Raw genomic sequence first — 21,448 nt, 5'->3', positions numbered from 1 at the left:
TTTCAGATTCTCACTTAATATTAGCATTACTTTTTTCTAGTTGTCTATACCAATTTTTATTAAGGAAATAAACCAGAACGTACCCATCCCTTATAAACATTGATTTATCAATTATTTTAATAATTTTAAAAAGTAACATTTTTAAATTGGTATAGACATCTATAATCCACCGGTGGTATATTTGTACAGGAAAAGCGCTTTCAGCTAAGATTATCTTTTGATAAAAGGAGAGAAAACATCATGTTAGGCTTTTTACAACGAATTGGTAAAGCACTCATGCTCCCTATCGCCGTATTGCCGGCTGCGGGATTGCTGCTCCGTTTTGGGCAGCCGGATTTATTGGATATACCGTTTATTGCAAATGCAGGGAATGCCATCTTTGCTAACCTTGCTTTGATATTTGCGATTGGGGTCGCAATGGGATTTGCTAAAGATAATAACGGCGCCGCAGCATTGGCTGGTGCCATTGGGTATTTAGTGTTAACAGAAGGAACAAAAGCAATCGATAAAACCATAAATATGGGTGTACTTGGAGGGATTCTCACTGGGATTATCGCGGGACTGCTTTACAATCGCTACCGTGATGTGAAGCTTCCTGAGTGGTTAGGATTCTTTAGTGGCAGACGTTTTGTTCCGATTATTACATCCGTAGCGATGGTCATTTTAGCGGGAATTGCTGGGTTTGTTTGGCCGCCGATCCAGGATGCGATTAATGGAGTGGGCAACTGGATTATTGGCTTAGGCGCTGTTGGCTCCGGTATTTTCGGATTCTTAAACCGCCTGCTTATTCCTTTAGGTTTGCACCATGTATTAAATAGCTTATTCTGGTTCCAGTTTGGCGAGTTTCAAGGCAAGGCCGGGGATATTGCCCGCTTCTTCGCAGGCGATCCAACAGCTGGGGGATACATGACCGGATTCTTCCCAATTATGATGTTTGGACTTCCGGCAGCAGCATTTGCCATTATTGCTGCGGCTAAACCGGAAAAGCGAAAAGCAACTTCCGGAATGTTTATCGGCCTGGCGTTAACGTCATTCTTAACTGGTATTACCGAACCAATAGAATTTTCTTTCATGTTTATCGCACCACTTCTTTACGGAATTCACGCTGTCTTAACAGGGTTGTCCATGTGGATTACTTCCCTTTTAGGAATTAGGGATGGATTTACTTTTTCAGCAGGTGCGATCGACTATTTGTTAAATTTCAATATCGCTGAAAAACCTATCTTGTTATTAGTTGTCGGCCTTGTATATGCTGTTATTTATTTCGCCATTTTCTATTTCTTAATTAAGGCACTTGATATTAAAACACCAGGACGTGAGGACGAAGCTGCGGAAGAAATTTCAGAAGCCCCAGCTGTCACAACTGCTCGCGGCGACAAATATGAAACAATGGCCTACCATTTCATCAATGATATCGGCGGCCGCGAAAACATTACAACGATTGATAACTGTACAACCCGCCTCCGCTTAAATGTGAAGGATATGGATAAAGTTAACGATTCTGCCTTGAAAGTGCATGGTGCTAAAGGGATCATGAAATTGAATAAAACGAACCTTCAGGTTGTTGTCGGCACCGAGGTTGAATTTGTGGCTGATGCCATGAAGAAAATGGATATGAATGTGGTAAATATCGATAAAAACGTTGAAGATAATACACCAGTAGTTTCAAATGGTCTCCAGCCGCTGACTGATAAAGACTTTGTGATGCCGATTGAAGGGGAAATCATCCCGCTGTCCGAGGTTCCCGATCAGGTATTCTCGCAAAAAATGATGGGTGACGGCTTTGGCATTGTGCCTGCCAACGGGGTTGTTGTTTCACCTGTAGACGGGAAAATCATGAATGTGTTTCCAACCAAACATGCGATTGGCATCAAATCGAAGCAAGGTTATGAAATTTTAATCCATATCGGTTTGGATACCGTTAATTTAAAAGGTGAAGGATTTAACGTACTTGTTCACGAGGGCCAGCAAGTAGTAAATGGTCAAGAAATTCTGAAGTTTGATTTGGATTTCATTAAGAACTCTGTCCCATCCACCGTAACGCCTGTTATCTTTACAAATTTAACAAAATTAAATGTGAAGAAGCTTGGGAAGGCAGAACAAGGGAAAAGCGGGATCTTATCAATTGACTAATTAAAAAGGCTCTTTTCTAGAAGATTGTTGCTAATAAAGATTCGCAAATAAAAATCGTACATTCGCAAATGAAGGTGCTAAAAAAATCGACAGGCCCAATCCTGTCGATTTTTTATTTAGCGATATGTCTTGCTGTATAAGGTATATTTTTTCACTTTATCCATGCTCACTTCATATCCCATTCCGGGTGTGGTTGGTACTGTGATGGTACCATTTTCGACCGTTACCTCCGGCTCGATAATGTCTTCTGCCCAGTAAAGGGATGAACCGGCTGTATCCCCAGGAAGGGTAAATCCAGGCATGGCGGTCATAGCGATATTGTGGGCCCTGCCGACACCTGCTTCGAGCATACCGCCGCACCAAAGCGGGACATTCCGCTCTAGGCAGTAGTCATGGATTTTCTTAGCCTCCGTTAAACCGCCGACACGGCCCACCTTTACATTAATAATTTTACAGCTTCCTAATTTCAAAGCCTTCTTTGTATCCTCGAGTGAATGGATGCTTTCATCAAGGCAAATTGGCGTTTTTAAGTTGGCCTGCAATTCAGCATGGTCAATAATATCATTGTACGCCAAAGGCTGCTCAATCATCATAAGATTATAGTCATCCAGCGCTTTTAGTAAATTCATATCCTCTAATGTGTAAGCGGAATTCGCGTCCGCCATGAGCGGGATCTCCGGGAAAACTTTACGAACCTTATCAATTAATTCAACATCCCAGCCCGGCTTAATTTTTAACTTAAAGCGTTTGTAGCCTTCCGCACGGCGCTGTTCAATGACATCCAATGTTGCCTCAATGGAATCCTTGATGCCGATACTCACGCCCACATCGATTGTTTTTTTCGTTCCTCCGAGTACACTTGCCAGCGATGCATTTTGCTCTCTAGCATATAAATCCCAAACAGCCATATTCAAGCATGCCTTCGCCATATAGTTGCCACGAATATGAGCAAATTTCTCAGCAAGTTCATCTGGATGGTGAATTTCACTATTTAATAAAGTCGGAATCAGAAAATCCTCCAGCATGTGCCAGTTGGTTTTGACTGTTTCTTCATTATAATAAGGAGTCGGCATAGCCACATTCTCAGCCCAGCCAACAAGCCCATCCTCATTCATGATTTCAACAAGGATAAAATCTTTATCATACTCAGCCCCGAAACTTGTTACAAATGGATAAAGAAGATCCATTTTTAAATGACGCAGGATTACTTGTTTTATTTTCACCTAGTGCCCCTCCTCCATTGATATGTATATCCTTCATTATTTCATAATTTTTCAAAAAGCCAAACCGCCGGAATCCGGCGGTTTGGCAGGCACATTTATTCCCGGCTGAAATCACACTCTTGAAGTGGAACCATTTTCGATTTCTTCGTGATTTTATAACTTAAATAACCCAGGATAAATAATGGCAATCCAATGTAGGAAACAGCAATTCCATACCAGTCAATCTTGTCGCCAATAAAGGCGCCATAGTTGGTGCCGAGCATCGCGACTAAACATAATGCTGTCGCCAAAATTGGGCCTAATGGGAACCATTTGGCGACATAAGGCAAGTCTTTCATATCTCTGCCTTGGGCTTTATAAGCTTTTCTAAACCGGTAGTGAGTTATGGAAATAGCTAACCATGAAAGATATCCTGCCAAACCTGCAGCATTTAATAACCAATTATAAACCGTTCCGTCGCCAAACAGGGACGTAAGGAAGCATAACATTCCGACTAACGTAGTCAAATAAATGGCGTTAACCGGTACGCCGCCTTTATTTACTTTTTTCAAAAATTTTGGTGCTTTGCCTTCCTCAGCAAGCGTCCAAAGGACACGAGAGCCTACATATAAAGAAGAATTTCCTGCCGATAAAACTGAAGTTAGAATAACAGCATTCATAGCCGCAGCAGCAAACGCAAATCCAGCGTGTTTAAACACTAGTGTAAACGGACTGACTGCAATATTTTCCAAATCGCCGCCTAATAAATTTGGATCTTTGTAACTGATTAAAGCACCAATAACAAAAATCGCGAGAACATAGAACAAAAGAATCCGCCAAAAGATTTGTTTGATGGAACGCGGCATATCTCTTTCCGGATTTTCACTTTCACCCGCAGCAACACCGACCATTTCCGTTCCTTGGAAGGCAAAACCGACTACCATGAAAACACTGAAGATGGCAAACAGGCCGCCTTTAAAGGGTGCTTCCCCTTTTGTGAAGTTTTCAAATCCGCCAGTATGACCGCTCATGATTCCAAAAATCATTAATAAACCAATGGCGATGAATACAATAATCGTGACAACCTTGATTAGTGAAAACCAGAATTCTGCTTCTCCATATCCTTTAACAGATAAAATATTTAAGGCAAAAATAATAGCTAGAAAACTTGCACTCCATACGATTCCCGGTGTATTAGGAAACCAGTATTTCATGATTAATGCAGAGGCAGATAACTCCAAGGCCAGAATGATTGCGTTATTGTACCAATAGTTCCAGCCGACCGCAAAGCCAAGAGCGGGGTCCACAAACCTTGCTGAATAGGTCGAAAACGATCCGGAAATCGGAATAAGGGCTGCCATTTCAGCCAAGCTGGTCATTAGGAAATAAACCATAATTCCAGCAATCATATAGGCTGCAAGCGCACCGCCAGGACCAGCATCATGTATGGTTGCACCACTTGCCAGGAACAGGCCGGTACCAATCGTTCCGCCGATGGCAATCATCGTTAAATGTCTGGTTTTGAGCTTACGTTCTAAATGTTCTTTTCCTCGGGGTGAAGTTTGAACAACAGCATCTACTTTACGAGCAGTATTTTGCATAAAACACCTCTTTTTTTAGTATTCTTCTAAAGCAAGCATTATGGTTCTTGTTAAGATTTTCGCGCCATAATGCAGTGCATCTAATTGAAAAGTCATCTTTGGATGATGCAGGCCGGGAGCAAGGCCACAGCCCAATCCAATCATTGTAGCAGGAAGCCCTGGATTTTTCACTGTGTAAAAATGGAAGTCCTCACCCCCTTGAGAAACACAGACAGGCACAACCTGATGTTCCCCGAGAATATCCTTGATAGCGTTTTCAGCAAACTTCATAGCTTGATCATTCTTAATAGCTGCAGGAACATACTCTTCCATCTTCCACTGAACAAAAGCACCTGTTTCCTCCATTACTTGCTCCATGATTTCATGAGTCCGTTGTGTTAGTATATCCATAACCTCATTGGACTGGGCTCTGGCATCAATGGTAAAGCCCGCCGTTTCCGGAATCACATTAGATGATTCGTTATCAGTGTGAAGCTGTGTCATTTTGATGGAATAGGGCAGCTTTGTTTCAATCTTAATCTCCTTAAGCTTCTGGACTATCAGCGCCGCAGCTTCAATGACATTGATCCCGTCTTGAGGACGTGCCGCATGGGCTTGTCTGCCTTTAATCGTCCCTTTCACTGTCCCCGCAGAACCGTGGATAATCACAGGTGATGCATGCGAATAAGGAACCTCAAATTGCGGGCGCAGGTGAACGCCAAATAACAATTTAACCTGTTCTAGTGCACCGTCCTCCATCATCTGAAGGGCACCTTCGCCTTTTTCTTCAGCAGGCTGAAAAATAAATCTTAGCGTATGGTTCGGTTTCATACCACTCGCAGCTAACGCCAAGGCCGAATAAAGAACCATCGTACTATGGGCATCATGTCCGCATGAATGATTGGCCTTTACCACACCATCCACTTCCTGCAGAAGCGCGTCCAGATCTGCTCTTAAAGCGATTATTTCGTCCGATTGTCCGGGAATCTCGGCGACAATTCCGTAATGAGTGGGAAACGTCTTGACGAGAAGGCCTGCATTTTTCAGGCGGTTCACTAAATATTGTGATGTTTTTTGCTCTTCCCAGCTCGGCTCCGCCACTATATGTAAATCGTGATAGGTTTGAACTAGTAATTCTTTGTTCTGCTCAATATAATCAATTGGATTCATGATCGACATCTCATTTCTCATTTCTGTTTCTGCTCGTGAATTATTCACTAAAAACATTAAAATTGGAATACATTTCTTCTAATTTTTGCTGATGGGCCCGAATCCGCTCCTGGTCTTTTTCATGAATGCCTTCAATAATTAAATCAACTAAGCTAATGACCGATGCAATTGAATTGCTTCCCGTCTGGACATTTTCTTCAGTGGTCAAGACAATATCGGAAATTCTCCCAACTGGGGAAAGCATCCGGTCTGTCACCGTAATTAAGCATATTCCATTTTCCGCCACATACTCAGCCAACTTTATGGTTTGAGTGGAGTACCTTGAGAAGGAAAATACGACAACAACAGAATCTTTGGTCAGATTAGATAATTTCTCGATAAAATCCCCTGTTGGAGAGCATAAGTTTACATGGTCTCTAATTGAACCAAGCATATAGGAAAACCAATAGGCCGCAGCATGGGAAAGCATATGCCCGGCGATTAACACTTGATCTGCCTTTATAAGCGCATCAACCGCTTTCCAAATCTCCTGGACATTTCTTCTATTAATCAATTGTTTTAAAATCTGAATCTCGTTTAAGATGACTCTCTTAAAAGGGTCACTAGAGCCAATCGGCATAATGGTCTGCTCGCCAATGGCAGCTTGATTTTCGCGGAGCAGCTCTTCTTGAATGACAGCCTGCATCTCACTAAAGCTTTCAAAGCCCAATGCATACGAAAGGCGAATCACTGTGGTTTCACTCACTGCTGCTTGACGGCCGATTTGAAAGGCCGTTTTAAAGGCAGCTTGGTTAAGATGTTCAATCAGGTAGTTAGCCACTTTTTTTTGACCTGTCGACAAATCAGGGAATTTTTCTTTAAGCCTTTGTTGAAATGATTGTGAGTCCATTCCATCACCCCACTGGAAAATGAAGGTAATCCTTCATTTATATTATTTGTTGCAGGAAATCCTTTATTTAAGATTACACTATCACAAATTGGTCAAAATTCAAAGAAGAATTTCAATTGTTTAGATAATTCAAAAACCCACAATATCTCGTTGCACGAAAAAAGGCAGGTGTCTGGCACCTGCCTTTTGTTATGCAAATACTTCGTTCTCCTCTTTTTGGAAGAAACTTTTCATCGCGTGGAATACGTCTGCTTTCTGCTTGAGGATATAGTGGCGGAAATGCTCATCTTTGATGTTTTTGTAAGCGGACATTAGAGTAGAGTGACGGTTGTATTGATTAACTTCTCCATAGCCAAACATATTGGATACTTTCATTAATTCCTCCACCAGCTTTACGCAGCGCGCGTTATCTGATGTGAGATTATCTCCGTCTGAAAAGTGGAATGGATAAATATTATATTTGCGTGGATTGTATTTCGTTTCAATAATCTCAAGAGCTTTCCTGTATGCAGAGGAGCAGATTGTACCGCCGCTTTCCCCTTTTGAGAAAAAGTCTTCCTCAGATACCACCTTCGCCTCGGTATGGTGGGCAATAAATTCAATTTCAACCGTTTCATATTTTGTCCGTAAGAAACGGGTCATCCAGAAGAAGAAACTGCGTGCCATATACTTTTCCCATATTCCCATCGAACCGCTTGTATCCATCATCGCTAGCACCACAGCCTTAGAATCCGGCTTCACCACTTCATTCCAAGTTTTAAATTTCAAATCTTCCTTGTAAATAGGATGGAATGCCGGTTTCCCGCTCATCGCATTTCTCTTAAAAGCAGTCATCATCGTCCGCTTTTTATCGATATTGCCCATCAGCCCTGTTTTTCGGATATCGTTGAATTCAATGTTTTCAACGATATGTTCCTGGTCTTCTTTTTTCTTTAAATTAGGCAGCTCCAATTGCTTGAAAAGGGCTTCTTCAAGCTCCATTAGAGAAACCTCCGCCTCGAAATAGTCCTCTCCCGCTTGGTCTCCGGCACCCTGCCCTTTGCCTGGACCTTTTTGGCCGCTGTTTGATCCGTCACGCGCCACAACGTCCCCTACTTGACTCTCACCGTCACCTTGGCCCACGTGTTTGTTTTTATCATAATTATATCGAATTTTATATTCGTCCAAAGAACGTATCGGAATTTTTACCACATCTCGACCGTTAGACATGATAATACTCTCTTCTGTAATTAGATCTGGTAAATTATTGCGAATAGCCTCTTGGACTTTTTCTTGATGGCGCTGCTGGTCATCGTGGCCTTTACGGTGGAGGGACCAATCTTCTTTCGAAATCACAAATTGATGGTTATTGACTGACATTGAAAACCCCTCCTTAATGAAATCTTTCAATTAATCACACATTTTTATCAAAAAACATACAATAACGCGAATGAAAAAATGAAGAGAAATATGGATTACTTTATCCTATGCAGAAAAGGAGAATAATTTACAAATTATTTTGACAATTGGTTCATTTGCCTATGAAAATGGACGAGCTACTTGTTCCCCTCGTCTTCTCTGGGACTTTTCTATGAAGTGAAAAAAACAGACTGGCAGAATAACATCCACCAGTCTTTTACCCCTACCTATTTAACAAACTGCCGACATACCGTAATAGTTCATTTGCGGATGTTGAATTGTAGCCATGCTCATCAATCAAGCGGGCAACAACCTCGTTAATTTTCTTCAGCTGCTGCTCATCCGGCGTTTTGGTTGAAGTCGTAATCTTCACGACATCCTTCAGGTCGGCAAACAGCTTCTTCTGGATCGCTTCACGGAGACGGTCATGGGAATTATAATCGAACCGTTTCCCCTTCCTTGCAAAAGCAGAAATACGAATTAAGATTTCCTCACGGAAGGCCTTCTTTGCATTCTCCGAAATGCCAATTTGTTCTTCAATCGAACGCATCAGCTTTTCATCCGGATTGATTTCTTCCCCGGTTAATGGATCGCGCAGCTTGGCTTTGTTGCAATAAGCCTCGACGTTGTCGAGATAATTATCCATCAGCGTTTTCGCAGACTCTTCATAAGAATAAACGAATGCTTTTTGAACTTCCTTCTTCGCAATATTATCATACTCTTTACGTGCTAAAGAGATATAATTCATATATCGCTCGCGCAGTTCAGCGGTAATCGATGGATGCTGGTCAAGACCATCCTTTAATGACCTTAACACATCCAAGGCATTAATCGACGGCACTTCTTTCCTTATAATGGTGGAGGAAATTCGGTTGATGACATAACGAGGGTCAATTCCGCTCATTCCTTCATCCGGATATTCCTTCTTAAGTTCATCCACATCGGCGGAATTAAAGCCTTCGACACTTTGGCCGTCGTAAAGGCGCATTTTCTTAATGAGATCAATATCGCCTTTTTTCGGTTCCTTTAATCGGGTAAGAATCGTAAACATGGATGCTACCTTTAACGTATGCGGTGCAATATGAACATCGGAAACATCACTTTCGCGGATCATTTTTTCATAAATACGCTCTTCCTGGGAAGCCTTTAAGTTATACGGAATTGGCATGACGATAATCCGTGAATGCAAGGCCTCGTTTTTCTTGTTGGAGATGAAGGAGCGGTATTCGGTTTCGTTAGTATGGGCGACAATAAGCTCATCGGCACTGATGAGCGCAAATCTTCCCGCTTTGAAATTCCCCTCTTGTGTTAACGATAATAAATGCCAGAGGAATTTCTCATCACATTTCAGCATTTCCTGGAATTCCATCATCCCGCGGTTAGCCTTATTTAATTCCCCATCAAAACGGTAAGCACGCGGGTCAGACTCTGAACCAAATTCAGCGATTGTTGAAAAATCGATGCTTCCTGTTAAGTCGGCAATATCCTGAGACTTTGGATCAGATGGACTGAAGGTTCCAATCCCGGTTCGCTTATCTTCGGAGAAAAAGATTCTTTCTACCTGAACATCTTCAATCCGGCCGCCGTACTCCTGCTCCAAACGCATCATATTGAGCGGCGATAGATTTCCTTCAATCCTGATTCCATATTCATCAAAGAAATCCTGCCGAAGATGATGAGGAATTAAATGGAGCGGATCCTCATGCATCGGGCAGCCTTTAATGGCAAATACCGAACCGCGATCGCTATGGGAATATTTTTCCAATCCTCTTTTTAACATCGTTACAAGAGTAGATTTTCCTCCACTTACCGGTCCCATTAACAGTAAGATCCGTTTCCTGACATCGAGCCTTTTGGCAGCTGGATGGAAGTATTCCTCCACCAATCGCTCTAAGGCTTCTTCCAAACCGAATAACTCATTGCTAAAGAAATTATATTTCTTCGTCCCGCTAACTTCTTCAATTCCTGCATCCTTAATCATATTATAAACTCGAGAATGCGCAGACTGTGCAACCCATGGCTTTTCCTTTAACAATTCCAAATAATCAGCAAACGTTCCTTCCCAGCGAAGTTTCTCTTCTTCTTCTCGGTACCTCTCGATTTTTTTTAGAATGTCCATAAGGCCCTCCCCCTGTAGTTGATCAGAGACGATTAATATACTCTATGCACCTTAACAATCGAACATGCGTAACCAAGACGTATTACTCTTTTCTTTTTCTTTTTTTTCATGAACTTGCCCTTTTCATTTTTTGAAGTTAGGCTATAATAATTATATGTGTATAAAATGAAAACTTGATTAAAGAAGGGGGATATACATAATGGGTACTTTTCTAATCATTTTAGTTATGATCGCATTTTTATCAGCTATTTTCACTGCAGGATTCAACGATAAACCAGGCTCTAATAAATAAAAAAAGACTGCTGCGGCAGTCTTTTTTTATTTAAGGTTTGGATAAATTTGCTGGCGCAGTGCTTCATAAATGAGGATGGCTGCGGTATTGGACAGATTTAATGAACGAACCTTGTCATTCATCGGAATCCTTAAGGTTGCGTCCTTATTTTTTTCAATGACCTCTTTTGGGAGACCGGTTGTTTCGCGGCCAAAAATAAAATAATAATCTTTAGTGGTGTCGCTGTAGTCAAAGGCTGTATGCGGCTTCGTTCCGAATTCCGTTACATAATAAAATTCGCCGCCTTCATTTTTTTCATAAAATTCATCTAAAGAATCGTAGTAAACCATGTTAACAAATTCCCAATAGTCTAGCCCCGCTCTTTTCAGCATTTTGTCTTCTAAAGAAAAACCTAATGGCCCGATTAAGTGTAAGTTAGTATTGGTGGCAGCACAGCTGCGTGCAATATTCCCGGTGTTGGATGGGTTTTCTGGCTGGTATAGGACAACGTGCACTGACATGAATTTCACCTCTTAAAAAAACTCTAAAAGGTATTATACCACTTTTTCAGAAATTAGACCTTAGCCGTCAATGATGGCATAAAACTTATACTTAATATTTGGCGTATAGGCGGAGGAATCTTCATATGCCCAGTACCGCATCCGGCTGTTGTACGTGTGAGCATTCACAAGCGGCATCCCGTCCGCATCCTTTCCGGTGACGATGGTATTGTGATTAAACCGGCCGTCCCCTTCAAAATCATAGCAAATGACATCCCCGTATGTTAATTGGTCGGGGCTTGATACCTCTTTTGCTCTTAACCCCAGCTTAGATTGCCCGAAATACATTTTGAGCGAGTGGGCTACTGCCCAGCTGTAGCTCCAATTATGGCTTCGCAGCCACCAGCCTGTGCCGCGGTTTGGATAGCCCCGCATTGGCGCTTCCCCGGCATGAAGGCATTGCGAGATAAAGTTGGTACAGTCGTTTTCAAATTTTTTATAGGCGGGATTGTAGCTGTTCCACCAGCGCTCCGCGTATTGGACAGCTTGGAGTCGGTTGTATTGGTAGCTGATTCGTTCTTCATTGGGTTCAGGGGGCTCGGCTTCGGATGGGGGCGGGTTTTCGTGTTGGTACTCCTGGTATAATGGCGGGTGGATTTCTTCATCCATAATTAAGGCCCCGCGATAAAACTTTGCCATTCTTTCTTCTGTCTCTTCCTCTAGATATAGACTTCCTTTTTGTTTGATTAAATATTGATAATGGGCAAGGTATTTCACCTGCTGGAAATCGTCTTCATCGGCGGTGGTAAGAATTTTTCCGGACGCTTTCACCTTGACGATTTCCGCTGACCTTTTCGAAATAGTTTCCCGTTTCTGCTCGGCTTTTGAAAAAAAGTCTTTGGTATTTCGTTGGTTCGGATTGGCAACGAATTGCTGGACCCTGTACTCAAAAAGCTGCTGAAGGGTATCACGCATTTGGCTGTTCATCTCCTTTCACTTTCATACATATGAAAGGAAGCGGGATTTAACATCAAAAAGAGCGAAACCGGTATTTGGTCCCGCTCTCTTTATTGTTACTGTTTTGGTACATATTGTTGTTTTTGCTCCTCTGCGACTAGTCGCATACTTTTTTCGATCGTTGGGGCTCATAGAATGGCTATATGCGACCGAACCGCTGATTTGTTCATGTGTTCGGTCGCATACAGCGAGGCAATAAGTTATTCCTTCTTACTTGGAGCAGTTTTTATATTCGGGAAGCAACAATCTTTTAGAAAAGAGCCTTTATTTTAAAATTTTCAACCCTTTTTCAATCTCACACCGCACTTCGATATCTGCTTCCTGGTCCAACGCTTTTACTAATGCTGCCTCTGCAGCGTCCCCGCCGATTTTACCAAGCGCCCAGGCTGCAGTCCCTCTTGCAACGGAACTCGCCTCGTTTTCTAGAACCTCAATTAGGTCGGCAACTGCGGTCTCATCCTTAAAATGGGCCAGCGCAATCATGGCATTCCGTTGAATCGGCTTCTTCCCTCTCCAGGATCCTGCCAGATAGCCAAAGCAATTTTTAAATTCGCGATTGCTTAATTTTAAAATTGGCTTCAACAAAGGTTTAACCGTCTCTGGGTCCGGCTCCATTTCAACATGAAAATGAAAGTTCTTACCTTTGTTATGCGGGCACGCGGTCTGACAGGAATCGCAACCGTAAATACGATTGCCGATTTTGTCGCGGAACTCATCAGGAATAAATCCCTTCGTCTGCGTTAAAAAAGAAACACAACGCTGCGCGTTAATCTGTCCGCCTTGAATCAATGCTCCCGTCGGACATGCTTCCAAACACTTCGTGCAGGAACCGCATTGATCTTCGACAAGAGAATCCGGTTCAAATGGAATACTCGTAATCATTTCGCCTAAATAAACATACGAGCCGAACTCTGGGGTAATAATGGCACAGTTTTTTCCGCTCCAGCCAATTCCCGCCCGCTCGGCGACAGCCCGGTCGGAGAGCTCGCCTGTATCGACCATCGATTTCAGCTGTGCTTCCGGTAGCTTCATTAAAATAAACTCCTCAAGCTTCTGAAATCGGTCTTTAATAATATGATGATAATCTTGACCCCACGAAGCGCGGGCATAAATCCCTCGCCGTTCTCCCCTTTTACTCTCCACACGGTTTGTCATTTTTGAAGGGTATGCTAACGCGATTGAAATAATCGACTGAGCACCATCCATAATTAATGCAGGAGTGGTCCGTTTTTCAATATCCGGCTCTTCAAAGCCTGATTGATAGCCCAGTTCCTGCTGGCGGATTAATCGGTTTTTCAATTCCGTGAATGGGTCAGCAGTAGTAAAACCAATTTTATCGATACCGATTTCTTTGCTGTAAGCTATGACTTCTTGCTTAAATTTTCGAACGTCCATTGGTTTAACCTCCCTTCACACGTTTTGATCTATAAAAAAGTTGTTTAATTATTATCAGCCATCTATCTATGATAAACTATTTTAAGGAAATTTTGGAGGTGGAAACGTTGGAAATTCAGGTTTCAACAGAGTTAACAGAACTGATACCCAATTTTAAAGTCGGGGTAATCGAATATAGCAATATAACAGTAGGCGAATCACCACAGATGTTAAAGGGGCGGCTTCAGCTTTTTCAGGAATCGATTTTCTTTGAGTTGGAAGAAAAGAATGTCACTGACCTTCCCGGAATCCAGGAATGGCGGAATGTTTTTAAGAAGACTGGGAAGGATCCGAACCGTTATCGCCATTCGGCAGAAGCTTTGTTCAGGAGAGTAAAAAAGCAAAATTACTTTGCGTCCGGTCAGAGCGCGGTTGATTTATATAATTTTTTCTCACTGCAATATCAAGTGCCGATTGGCCTTTATGATAGGGATTTATTGGAGGAACCGGTAGAAATTCGTATCGGAAGAGCGGGCGAGGAATATATAGGATTAAACGGCAGAAGCAATTCTCTCGAGCGGCTTATTTTAACATCTGATGCAAACGGACCGTTTGGAAGTCCTTTTGTCGATTCTGAGAGAAGCGCAGTCACCACTGCAACTAAAAATGCTGTGCAAATCATTTACCTAAGACCATCAACAGATATGGAAAACGCCAAAAAGCTGACGGAGTCCTTAATGAACATGTTTGTCCAAATCCATGGCGGAGAAGCTTTCTATCGGATTCTTGGGAATTCTTGAGGAAAAAATAAAACGCAGCGCAACGTTCTTTGCGAAACGGTACACTGCGTTGGCTACTATGTATGGAGCGGGTGATGAGAATCGAACTCACAACAACAGCTTGGAAGGCTGTGGTTTTACCACTAAACTACACCCGCATATCAAAAAGTGTGAAATATTTATGAACAAATCCGACCTTTATAATATTACATATTTCACAAACTATCGTCAAGAGAAAAACACGAATTTTGTCGAATTTTTTTCAAAGGTGATGAATAGAGACTCTGCTTAGCCAGTGCTAGGCGATTCAAATCTTGCCTTCGCATGGGCTTTGAGATGATGAAGAGTAATGATGATTCAAGAGATAGAAGGGCAATTTTAAAAGAGAAAATGATGAATTTAAAAAAATGAGGGTGAAATATTGAATATCACAGTTTTAGGTTGTGGACGTTGGGGGACCTTTTTGGCTTGGTATGCTAATAAAGTTGGACACAATGTTATGTTATGGGGGAGAGAATGCTCCAGAAATTTTATAGGATTAAAAGAAACTCGAAAAAATGATTATCTTTCTTTACCAGAAGATGTAGAACTAACTAATTCATTAGAAAAAGCAATATCATTTGCAGAAATCATAATTATTTCCATTAGTGCACAAGAATTACGTTCATTTGCAAATCAATTAAGTACATTAAATACAATACAAGGTAAAACAGCTATTTTGTGTATGAAGGGGTTAGAAGCTAATAGTGGAAAAAGACTTTCCCAAGTATTTGGAGAAGAGGTTGGAAGAAATGTAAATACTGCAGTATGGGTTGGACCTGGGCACGTACAAGATTTCGTGAGTAATATACCAAACTGTATGGTGATCGGTTCTGACAATATTGAAGTAACCAAAAAAATTGTCCAAGAGTTAAATAGTGATTTAATTAGGTTCTACTATGGGCAAGACCTTATTGGGAATGAGATTGGCGCTGCAGCAAAAAATGTGATGGGTATAGCAGCAGGAATGTTAGATGGGTTAAATTATAGCAGTTTAAAAGGTTCACTTATGGCAAGGGGAACAAGGGAAATCTCTCGGCTTGTTAGAGCAATGGGAGGAAATGATGTAACTGTATATGGATTAAGTCATCTCGGAGATTTTGAAGCAACGTTATTTTCTGAACATAGTCATAATAGAAAATTCGGTCAGTCATTAGTAGAAGGAAAAGAGTTTGGAAAATTAGCAGAAGGTGTTGCAACTGTAAGGGCATTGATAGAATTATCCAAGCAGTATGACGTTCAACTCCCAATTTGTAATGCGTTATTTGAGATCATATTTGAGAATAAAAATGCAGAAGAAACATTAAAAGATTTATTTTTAAGACCTGTAAAATTTGAGTTTTAGAGAATGCGAAATGGCTCAGTATAGTTGGACTGAGCCATTTCTTTTAGTACAAAACACGGTTCAAATTGGTTTACATATTCGGCTAGATTTTCAGGTTTTGCGATTGGGAACGGAACCCGTTACTAAATTGTGGGCCATTTAAATATGCTGATTAATCCAGTTCACAACGTCCGCGTAAACTTCGTCCCTATTGATCTCATTCAGGAGTTCATGGCGGGCATCTTCGTATAATTTATAGCTTACATCAGCCATCCCTGCCTGTTTATATGTTTGATAAGTTTTGATGACACCTTTTGAATTCGCGCCAACCGGGTCCTTACTTCCGGAAATAAGCAAAATGGGCAGCCACGACGGAACAGACCTAATGTTTTCGGGTTTGTTGATAGTTTCCAAGCCGAGAAGCAGATCATGGAAAAAGCCGCTTGAAAAAACACCGCCGCAATACGGATCAGCCAAATATAGATCAACCTCTTGTTCATCCCTGCTTAACCAATCAAACTCGGTCCTGGCTGGACGAAACGCTTTATTATAGCTTCCGAAGGTTAAATTATTCATCAGAGGACTAGGCGCCCTATCACCTTTCGTTCTTTTCTCCCTAGAAGCAACCATTTTGCCGATTTTCCCAAGAAGACCTGGGTCTCCGCCTGTGCCGGAAAGAATCACGCCAGCAAGTCTATCCCCCAATATTTGAATATAGCGTCTGGATAGAAAAGAACCCATACTATGCCCGAATAAAAAAATAGGCACATCAGGATTTTCTTTTTCGATGATGGTTGTCAGGGTTTGCATATCTTGAACAACCTTTTCAAACCCCTGCTCTTCGGCAAAATATCCGATACTGTTTGTCTTATTACCGGTTCTGCCGTGGCCGCGGTGATCGTTTCCGTAGACAAATATATTGTTGGAAACCAATTCCCTTGCAAACCTGTCGTATCGCATAATATGCTCGGCCATACCATGTGCCAGCTGCACGATGGCTCGAGGCTTATCCCCGCTCCCCTTCACCCACTTACTTGCAAATATTTCCACGCCATCAGTTGATTGAAAAGAAAAACCTGTCTGCACAGCCACCACAACCACTTCCATTCTTACAATAATGATAAAAAAAGAGACTCACCCAATTACAGCATAGCAATTGTGTGAATCTCCAGTTCTCCGACACTTTGATTAACTTAACAAGAATATATAAGAGGATTTAAAATTTGTCAACGCTTTCTTTAATTTAACATGCAATCGTCAATTCAGTTATATGAACCAGCTCCACGTTATATAAAGAGTCTATCTCTTTAATTTCGCAATAACCGGAAGTATACCTGTAGATAATCTCATAATCTTTTCCCTTGTATCTAACATGCGTATTTTGATTCAATAGACTCACCTCAATAATATTTATTAATTTAGTTATATAACTTTTTTAGAGAAGAAACTATGAGCCATTTTTACAAATTTTTTAATGCAGCTATTACTTTTGTAGTATTTTTGGTGAAAAATAATTGAACATATCGTTGTTCATGCAAAAAACGACTCTACTTTTCAGTAAAGACGTTCCTATCCTTCTATTAATCTATTTCAATTCTGCAGCAATGGATCTTCCCGCAACACGGCCAGTGAACAGACACCCACCCAAAAAAGTCCCTTCAAGGGCACGATAGCCGTGGACACCACCACCGCCGAATCCGGATACCTCACCGGCAGCATATAGGCCGGGAACAGGATTGCCCAATTCATTCAATACCCTTCCTGATAAATCCGTCTGCAAGCCTCCAAGTGTTTTCCGGCTGACGATATTCAAACGGACTGCAATCAGCGGGCCGTTTTTCGGGTCAAGGATTTTGTGCGGCGGTGCCACACGGATTAACTGATCACCAATATAATGACGCGCTCCGCGCATTGCTGTAATCTGAAGGTCTTTGGTAAATTTGTTATCGATTTCCCTGTCACGTGCTTTTATTTGGCGTTCGATATCCGCGAAATTCAATAAATTTTCTCCTGTCAGGTTATTCATCCCTTTGACCAGGTCTGCCAAGTTATCTGCGATGACAAAGTCCTCCCCTTTGTCCATAAAGGCTTTAACTGGAGCAGGCGCATCGCCAATTGCTCTCCCTAACACCTTACGAATGCTTTTTCCTGTTAAATCTGGATTTTGTTCCGAGCCGGATAGGGCAAATTCCTTTTTAATGATTTTTTTCGTTAAAATAAACCAAGAGTAGTCATAGCCTGTCTTTTTGATGGCTTCAAGGGTGCCCAATGTGTCGAAGCCTGGGAAGTTTGGTGCTTGAAAACGCTGACCGCGGGCGTCCAGCCAAATGGAGGAAGGCCCCGGCAGAATCCGAATACCATGCTTGTTCCAAATCGGATTCCAATTCTTGATGCCCTCCGTATAATGCCACATGCGGTCGCGGTTTACAATGCGGCCGCCCGCTTCCTCGGTAATGGCGAGCATTCGTCCGTCAACATACGCCGGGACGCCTGAAAGCATTTGTTGAGGAGGCTCGCCAAGCCTGCTTGGCCAATTTTTCCGAATCAAATCATGGTTGCCACCAATTCCTCCGCTTGAAACTAATATGGCTTTGGCACTGTATTCAAAGCTGCCTGCAACTTCCCTGTTGCTGTCCTCCCCACGGGCGGCGGAACTAGGGACAAGAACAGACCCACTTACGCCTGTAACAGCACCATTACTTGTAATCAGATCGTCTACCCGGTGGCGCGGCAGGAACTCCACTAGCCCATTTTTCATGTGCTCACGGACACGGCGTTCAAATGGCTCGACAATACCGGGACCGGTTCCCCAGACGATATGGAAGCGCGGCACGGAGTTCCCATGCCCATCTGCAAGGTAGCCGCCGCGTTCGGCCCAGCCAACAACCGGAAAGAAGCGAACACCCATCCCGTGCAGCCAGGCACGTTTCTCCCCTGCCGCAAAATCAATGTAAGCTTCCGCCCATTTTCGACCCCAATAATCTTCATCGTCTTCCCGGTCGAATCCCGCCGCTCCCAGCCAATCCTGCCGGGCTAGCTCTTTAGAATCCTTGATCCCCATCCGTCGCTGCTCTGGGGAATCTATTAAAAACAGACCGCCAAACGACCACCAGGCCTGTCCACCCATCGAGGTATCGGGCTCTTGGTCCAAGAGCAGCACTTTTTTCCCAGCATCAGCGATTTCCGCCGTTGCTACTAGTCCGGCAAGTCCGGCCCCTACCACAATTACGTCGAACTCCATTCCGCTTTCCTCCATCTCCATCCAACGCCTATTTAAATTTTCAGATAATGATATGTTACCACCTTTTTATTATTTTTTTAATCATCATCAGAAAATTTGTGGGGATGATAACTTAATAGAGAGATCTTACTGTTAATTCTATTTGGCTATCAATGTAGAATTCCACTCGTCAACTATCTGTTCCACAAAATGAGTTACTATCATTGTTTATTCATTCCCCACTGGAAGTACAACAGTAAATGGTTTTATATCCTTAGATGGGACAAAGCTTGAAAAATCAAATAGCAACATTGTGTTTTCCAGTTTAAAGTTTTCAATCTTTTCTTCTCCATTTAAGTCGAATGTGGATTGGAAGTGTGCTGTTGCCTTATCAACCATTTTTACTTTATTAAAGGGAATACCATGGTTTTTAGGAGGCCAAGGATTTTCCGGGTCAATCTTGGTTAAATATTCCTTATCCACCAACCAAAAAAGGTACTCCAAATTATGGTTAATTGTTTCAAGTTGACCTTGACTCAAATTCTTCGGAAGCCCTGTAAATTGATAATCGATTACCAATTTCTCACCTTTTTGAGTAACATCATTTACCTGCAGGCCAAAATTGAACCGTGTGCTTTTTAAGGTGAAAGATTTACTATTCAAAAGCTGTTGTACTTTTGGATCTGCTGCCGATAACCGAGGATAAAAGGTAAGTGAAGTAATATCTGAATGGAGTTTGGTCATCTCTGTCCGAACGGTACTATGATATCCATCTTCTTGTTTCGATTCCTCGAGATATGTTGGGTTTTCAAACCTATACACTTTTCCTTTATTATCAACTGCTTTTGATAGATTAATTACATCACCCTTGTATTTCTCCACGGTCTCATAAATAAGCGAAGATGATGCTTTTGCGGTAAGAATCTCCTTTATACGGATTTTGACCTCATTTTTCGGGTAACCTTGCTCATGATTAATAACAAGTGTACGATTTTTTTCTTGTTGAATGGGAATTTCAAAATTCCATTCACCTTTTATCCCATTGATATTATGAATCGTTATGGGAAGAGTAAAATTCTCCTTCAATGATTTATATGGATAGTCCATTTTCCATTGAAAGTTATATCCATTTTTCACTTTCTTAATGTTATTTGACCCTCCACGCAGCCAAGGGTCATGATCCCCTTTATAGTGCTCGAAGTTCATATCAAAGCTTACTTCCCCTTTTTCGTTCCCCCCCTTTTCAACATTTTCATCTACAAATCCCGTAATTGATACCACATTGCCATCAAAGTAAGCGCTGGTCAGTTTTACAGTTACCCCATTTTTTGTAAGTGATTGGTTTAGTTCAGTAACTGCATCCTGGTTAGCTAATTCCACGCCGGTGGAATCATTAAATTCTTGAAAAATTCCACCAATTAAAGGAGTTTTAGCTAATACTCTATTCATGGTAGGATTAACAAATCCTGAGGCAACGGTGATTCCAAGAAGAGCAGCAGCTGTCGCCACACCTGCAAGAACCCTCTTTTTCTTTGCCTTTTCCCTATTGCCCCCCTTGTTTATCCCTTTGGAAATGGCGCTAAATACTTTTTCTTTGGGCACAGGTATTTTCTCTATTGCTGTTTTGAGTTCCTTGTTATCCATGGCATTGGTCCTCCTCATTTTTAAAGGATTTTTTTAACTCCGCTTTGCCTCTGCTTAAATAGGTTTTTACAGTACTCTCTGGAATTTCCATGACACTGCTAATCGCTTTTATCGAGTAATCGTAATAGTAAAATAAGATAATCACAGTACGGTAATTCTCTCTCAGCTGCTGAATGGCGTTAAGCAGCTGTATTGATTCTTCAATGTTTGGATGTACCTGACCCGGCAGGTTTGACAATATCTCATCACTCAAAGGAACAACATTGCTTTTTCTCTTTAGGACATGTCCCGAACATCGTATGACAATCCTGGTTAGCCAGGTCATAAAATACTCCGGATTTTTTAACGAATGGATAGATGTAAAGGCCTGATAGGTTGCTTCTTGGACAACATCCAACGCATCTTCTTCGTTATGTACATAAAGATAGGCAGTACGGTAGATTCTTTCATAATGTTGTTGAAATAACTTTTCAAAAGCGCTTTTATTACCTTTGATTGCTTTTTTAACTAGCCGGTGGCTTTCTATTTCCATCTTATTTGACCCCCTTTACTAATTAGTGGAATCTATTAACAAGAAAAGTTTCAAAAAGTTTAAGTATTTTCCAAGAAAAGCATATCATGCAATTAAAATCCTAAGTTCAAGATAAAAAAGCAGAAACCATTTTTGGTTTCCACTTTCAATCGCAAAACGGGAATTTACTGCTTAAAATGTAAAGTAAAATGAATATCCATTTGCACCGTATTTGAGGTGCTTTTTGTTTCAAAAAAATTGCCCAGCTCCGTATGGAA

Annotated in this window: 16 protein-coding genes and 1 tRNA gene; 3 read left to right on the top strand and 14 right to left on the bottom strand. The window is 41.7% G+C overall.

Going from position 1 to position 21,448, the window contains the following annotated elements; all coding sequences use genetic code 11:
* Positions 1 to 240 precede the first annotated feature (240 nt).
* The gene (gene nagE, locus V5M37_RS06930) at positions 241 to 2,133 is read left to right on the top strand and encodes an N-acetylglucosamine-specific PTS transporter subunit IIBC (RefSeq protein WP_423801354.1); all 1,893 of its coding nucleotides are present in this window, start codon (positions 241 to 243) and stop codon (positions 2,131 to 2,133) included.
* Between the two features lie 116 nt (positions 2,134 to 2,249).
* On the opposite strand, the gene menC is transcribed toward nagE, so the two are convergent.
* The 9 genes from menC to queG all read right to left on the bottom strand — a co-directional run bounded on the left by menC (position 2,250) and on the right by queG (position 13,674).
* Positions 2,250 to 3,356, bottom strand: a complete 1,107-nt coding sequence (gene menC, locus V5M37_RS06925) for an o-succinylbenzoate synthase (RefSeq protein ID WP_423801353.1) — start codon at positions 3,354 to 3,356, stop codon at positions 2,250 to 2,252.
* Positions 3,357 to 3,451: 95 nt separating this feature from the next.
* Positions 3,452 to 4,936, bottom strand: a complete 1,485-nt coding sequence (locus tag V5M37_RS06920; protein WP_423801352.1) for an amino acid permease — start codon at positions 4,934 to 4,936, stop codon at positions 3,452 to 3,454.
* 15 nt (positions 4,937 to 4,951) lie between these two features.
* The gene (locus V5M37_RS06915) at positions 4,952 to 6,106 is read right to left on the bottom strand and encodes an amidohydrolase (RefSeq protein ID WP_423801351.1); all 1,155 of its coding nucleotides are present in this window, start codon (positions 6,104 to 6,106) and stop codon (positions 4,952 to 4,954) included.
* A gap of 19 nt (positions 6,107 to 6,125) precedes the next feature.
* Positions 6,126 to 6,974 (bottom strand): MurR/RpiR family transcriptional regulator, encoded by an 849-nt coding sequence (locus tag V5M37_RS06910; RefSeq protein WP_213141173.1) that lies wholly within the window; start codon positions 6,972 to 6,974, stop codon positions 6,126 to 6,128.
* Between the two features lie 189 nt (positions 6,975 to 7,163).
* Entirely contained in the window at positions 7,164 to 8,333 is a 1,170-nt protein-coding gene (yhbH, locus tag V5M37_RS06905) for a sporulation protein YhbH (RefSeq protein ID WP_423801350.1), read from the bottom strand.
* 262 nt (positions 8,334 to 8,595) lie between these two features.
* Positions 8,596 to 10,491: a PrkA family serine protein kinase gene (locus V5M37_RS06900; RefSeq protein ID WP_423801349.1), complete on the bottom strand. Its 1,896-nt coding sequence runs from the start codon at positions 10,489 to 10,491 to the stop codon at positions 8,596 to 8,598.
* 318 nt (positions 10,492 to 10,809) lie between these two features.
* Positions 10,810 to 11,283, bottom strand: coding sequence for a tRNA (uridine(34)/cytosine(34)/5-carboxymethylaminomethyluridine(34)-2'-O)-methyltransferase TrmL (gene trmL / locus V5M37_RS06895; protein WP_423801348.1), 474 nt, complete (start codon positions 11,281 to 11,283; stop codon positions 10,810 to 10,812).
* Positions 11,284 to 11,343: 60 nt separating this feature from the next.
* Complete coding sequence (locus tag V5M37_RS06890; RefSeq protein WP_423801347.1) at positions 11,344 to 12,237, bottom strand: amidase domain-containing protein; 894 nt, start codon at positions 12,235 to 12,237, stop codon at positions 11,344 to 11,346.
* 306 nt (positions 12,238 to 12,543) lie between these two features.
* Positions 12,544 to 13,674, bottom strand: coding sequence for a tRNA epoxyqueuosine(34) reductase QueG (queG, locus tag V5M37_RS06885; protein ID WP_423801346.1), 1,131 nt, complete (start codon positions 13,672 to 13,674; stop codon positions 12,544 to 12,546).
* Between the two features lie 107 nt (positions 13,675 to 13,781).
* On the opposite strand from queG, the gene V5M37_RS06880 reads away from it, so the two are divergent.
* Entirely contained in the window at positions 13,782 to 14,453 is a 672-nt protein-coding gene (locus V5M37_RS06880) for a B3/B4 domain-containing protein (RefSeq protein ID WP_423801345.1), read from the top strand.
* A gap of 63 nt (positions 14,454 to 14,516) precedes the next feature.
* Here the strand turns inward: V5M37_RS06880 and V5M37_RS06875 are convergent.
* Positions 14,517 to 14,590, bottom strand: a tRNA-Gly gene (locus tag V5M37_RS06875).
* A 263-nt stretch (positions 14,591 to 14,853) separates the two neighbouring features.
* Here V5M37_RS06875 and V5M37_RS06870 point away from each other — a divergent pair.
* Positions 14,854 to 15,816: an NAD(P)H-dependent glycerol-3-phosphate dehydrogenase gene (locus tag V5M37_RS06870; RefSeq protein WP_423801344.1), complete on the top strand. Its 963-nt coding sequence runs from the start codon at positions 14,854 to 14,856 to the stop codon at positions 15,814 to 15,816.
* 138 nt (positions 15,817 to 15,954) lie between these two features.
* On the opposite strand, the gene V5M37_RS06865 is transcribed toward V5M37_RS06870, so the two are convergent.
* From V5M37_RS06865 to V5M37_RS06850, 4 genes are all read right to left on the bottom strand, one after another.
* Positions 15,955 to 16,887 (bottom strand): lysophospholipase, encoded by a 933-nt coding sequence (locus tag V5M37_RS06865; RefSeq protein ID WP_423801343.1) that lies wholly within the window; start codon positions 16,885 to 16,887, stop codon positions 15,955 to 15,957.
* A 493-nt stretch (positions 16,888 to 17,380) separates the two neighbouring features.
* The gene (locus V5M37_RS06860) at positions 17,381 to 19,090 is read right to left on the bottom strand and encodes an FAD-binding dehydrogenase (protein WP_423802583.1); all 1,710 of its coding nucleotides are present in this window, start codon (positions 19,088 to 19,090) and stop codon (positions 17,381 to 17,383) included.
* 153 nt (positions 19,091 to 19,243) lie between these two features.
* A complete protein-coding gene (locus V5M37_RS06855) occupies positions 19,244 to 20,659 on the bottom strand; it encodes a DUF4179 domain-containing protein (RefSeq protein ID WP_423801342.1) in 1,416 nt (471 codons plus the stop codon).
* Positions 20,652 to 21,191 (bottom strand): sigma-70 family RNA polymerase sigma factor, encoded by a 540-nt coding sequence (locus tag V5M37_RS06850; RefSeq protein WP_423801341.1) that lies wholly within the window; start codon positions 21,189 to 21,191, stop codon positions 20,652 to 20,654. Before V5M37_RS06850 ends, V5M37_RS06855 begins: the two co-directional genes overlap by 8 nt.
* Positions 21,192 to 21,448: the final 257 nt, after the last annotated feature.

This window comes from Neobacillus sp. SAB-20_R2A, assembly GCF_049568635.1.
GTDB classification, from domain to species: domain Bacteria; phylum Bacillota; class Bacilli; order Bacillales; family Cytobacillaceae; genus Neobacillus; species Neobacillus citreus.
This window is presented reverse-complemented; position numbering and strand designations above follow the sequence as displayed.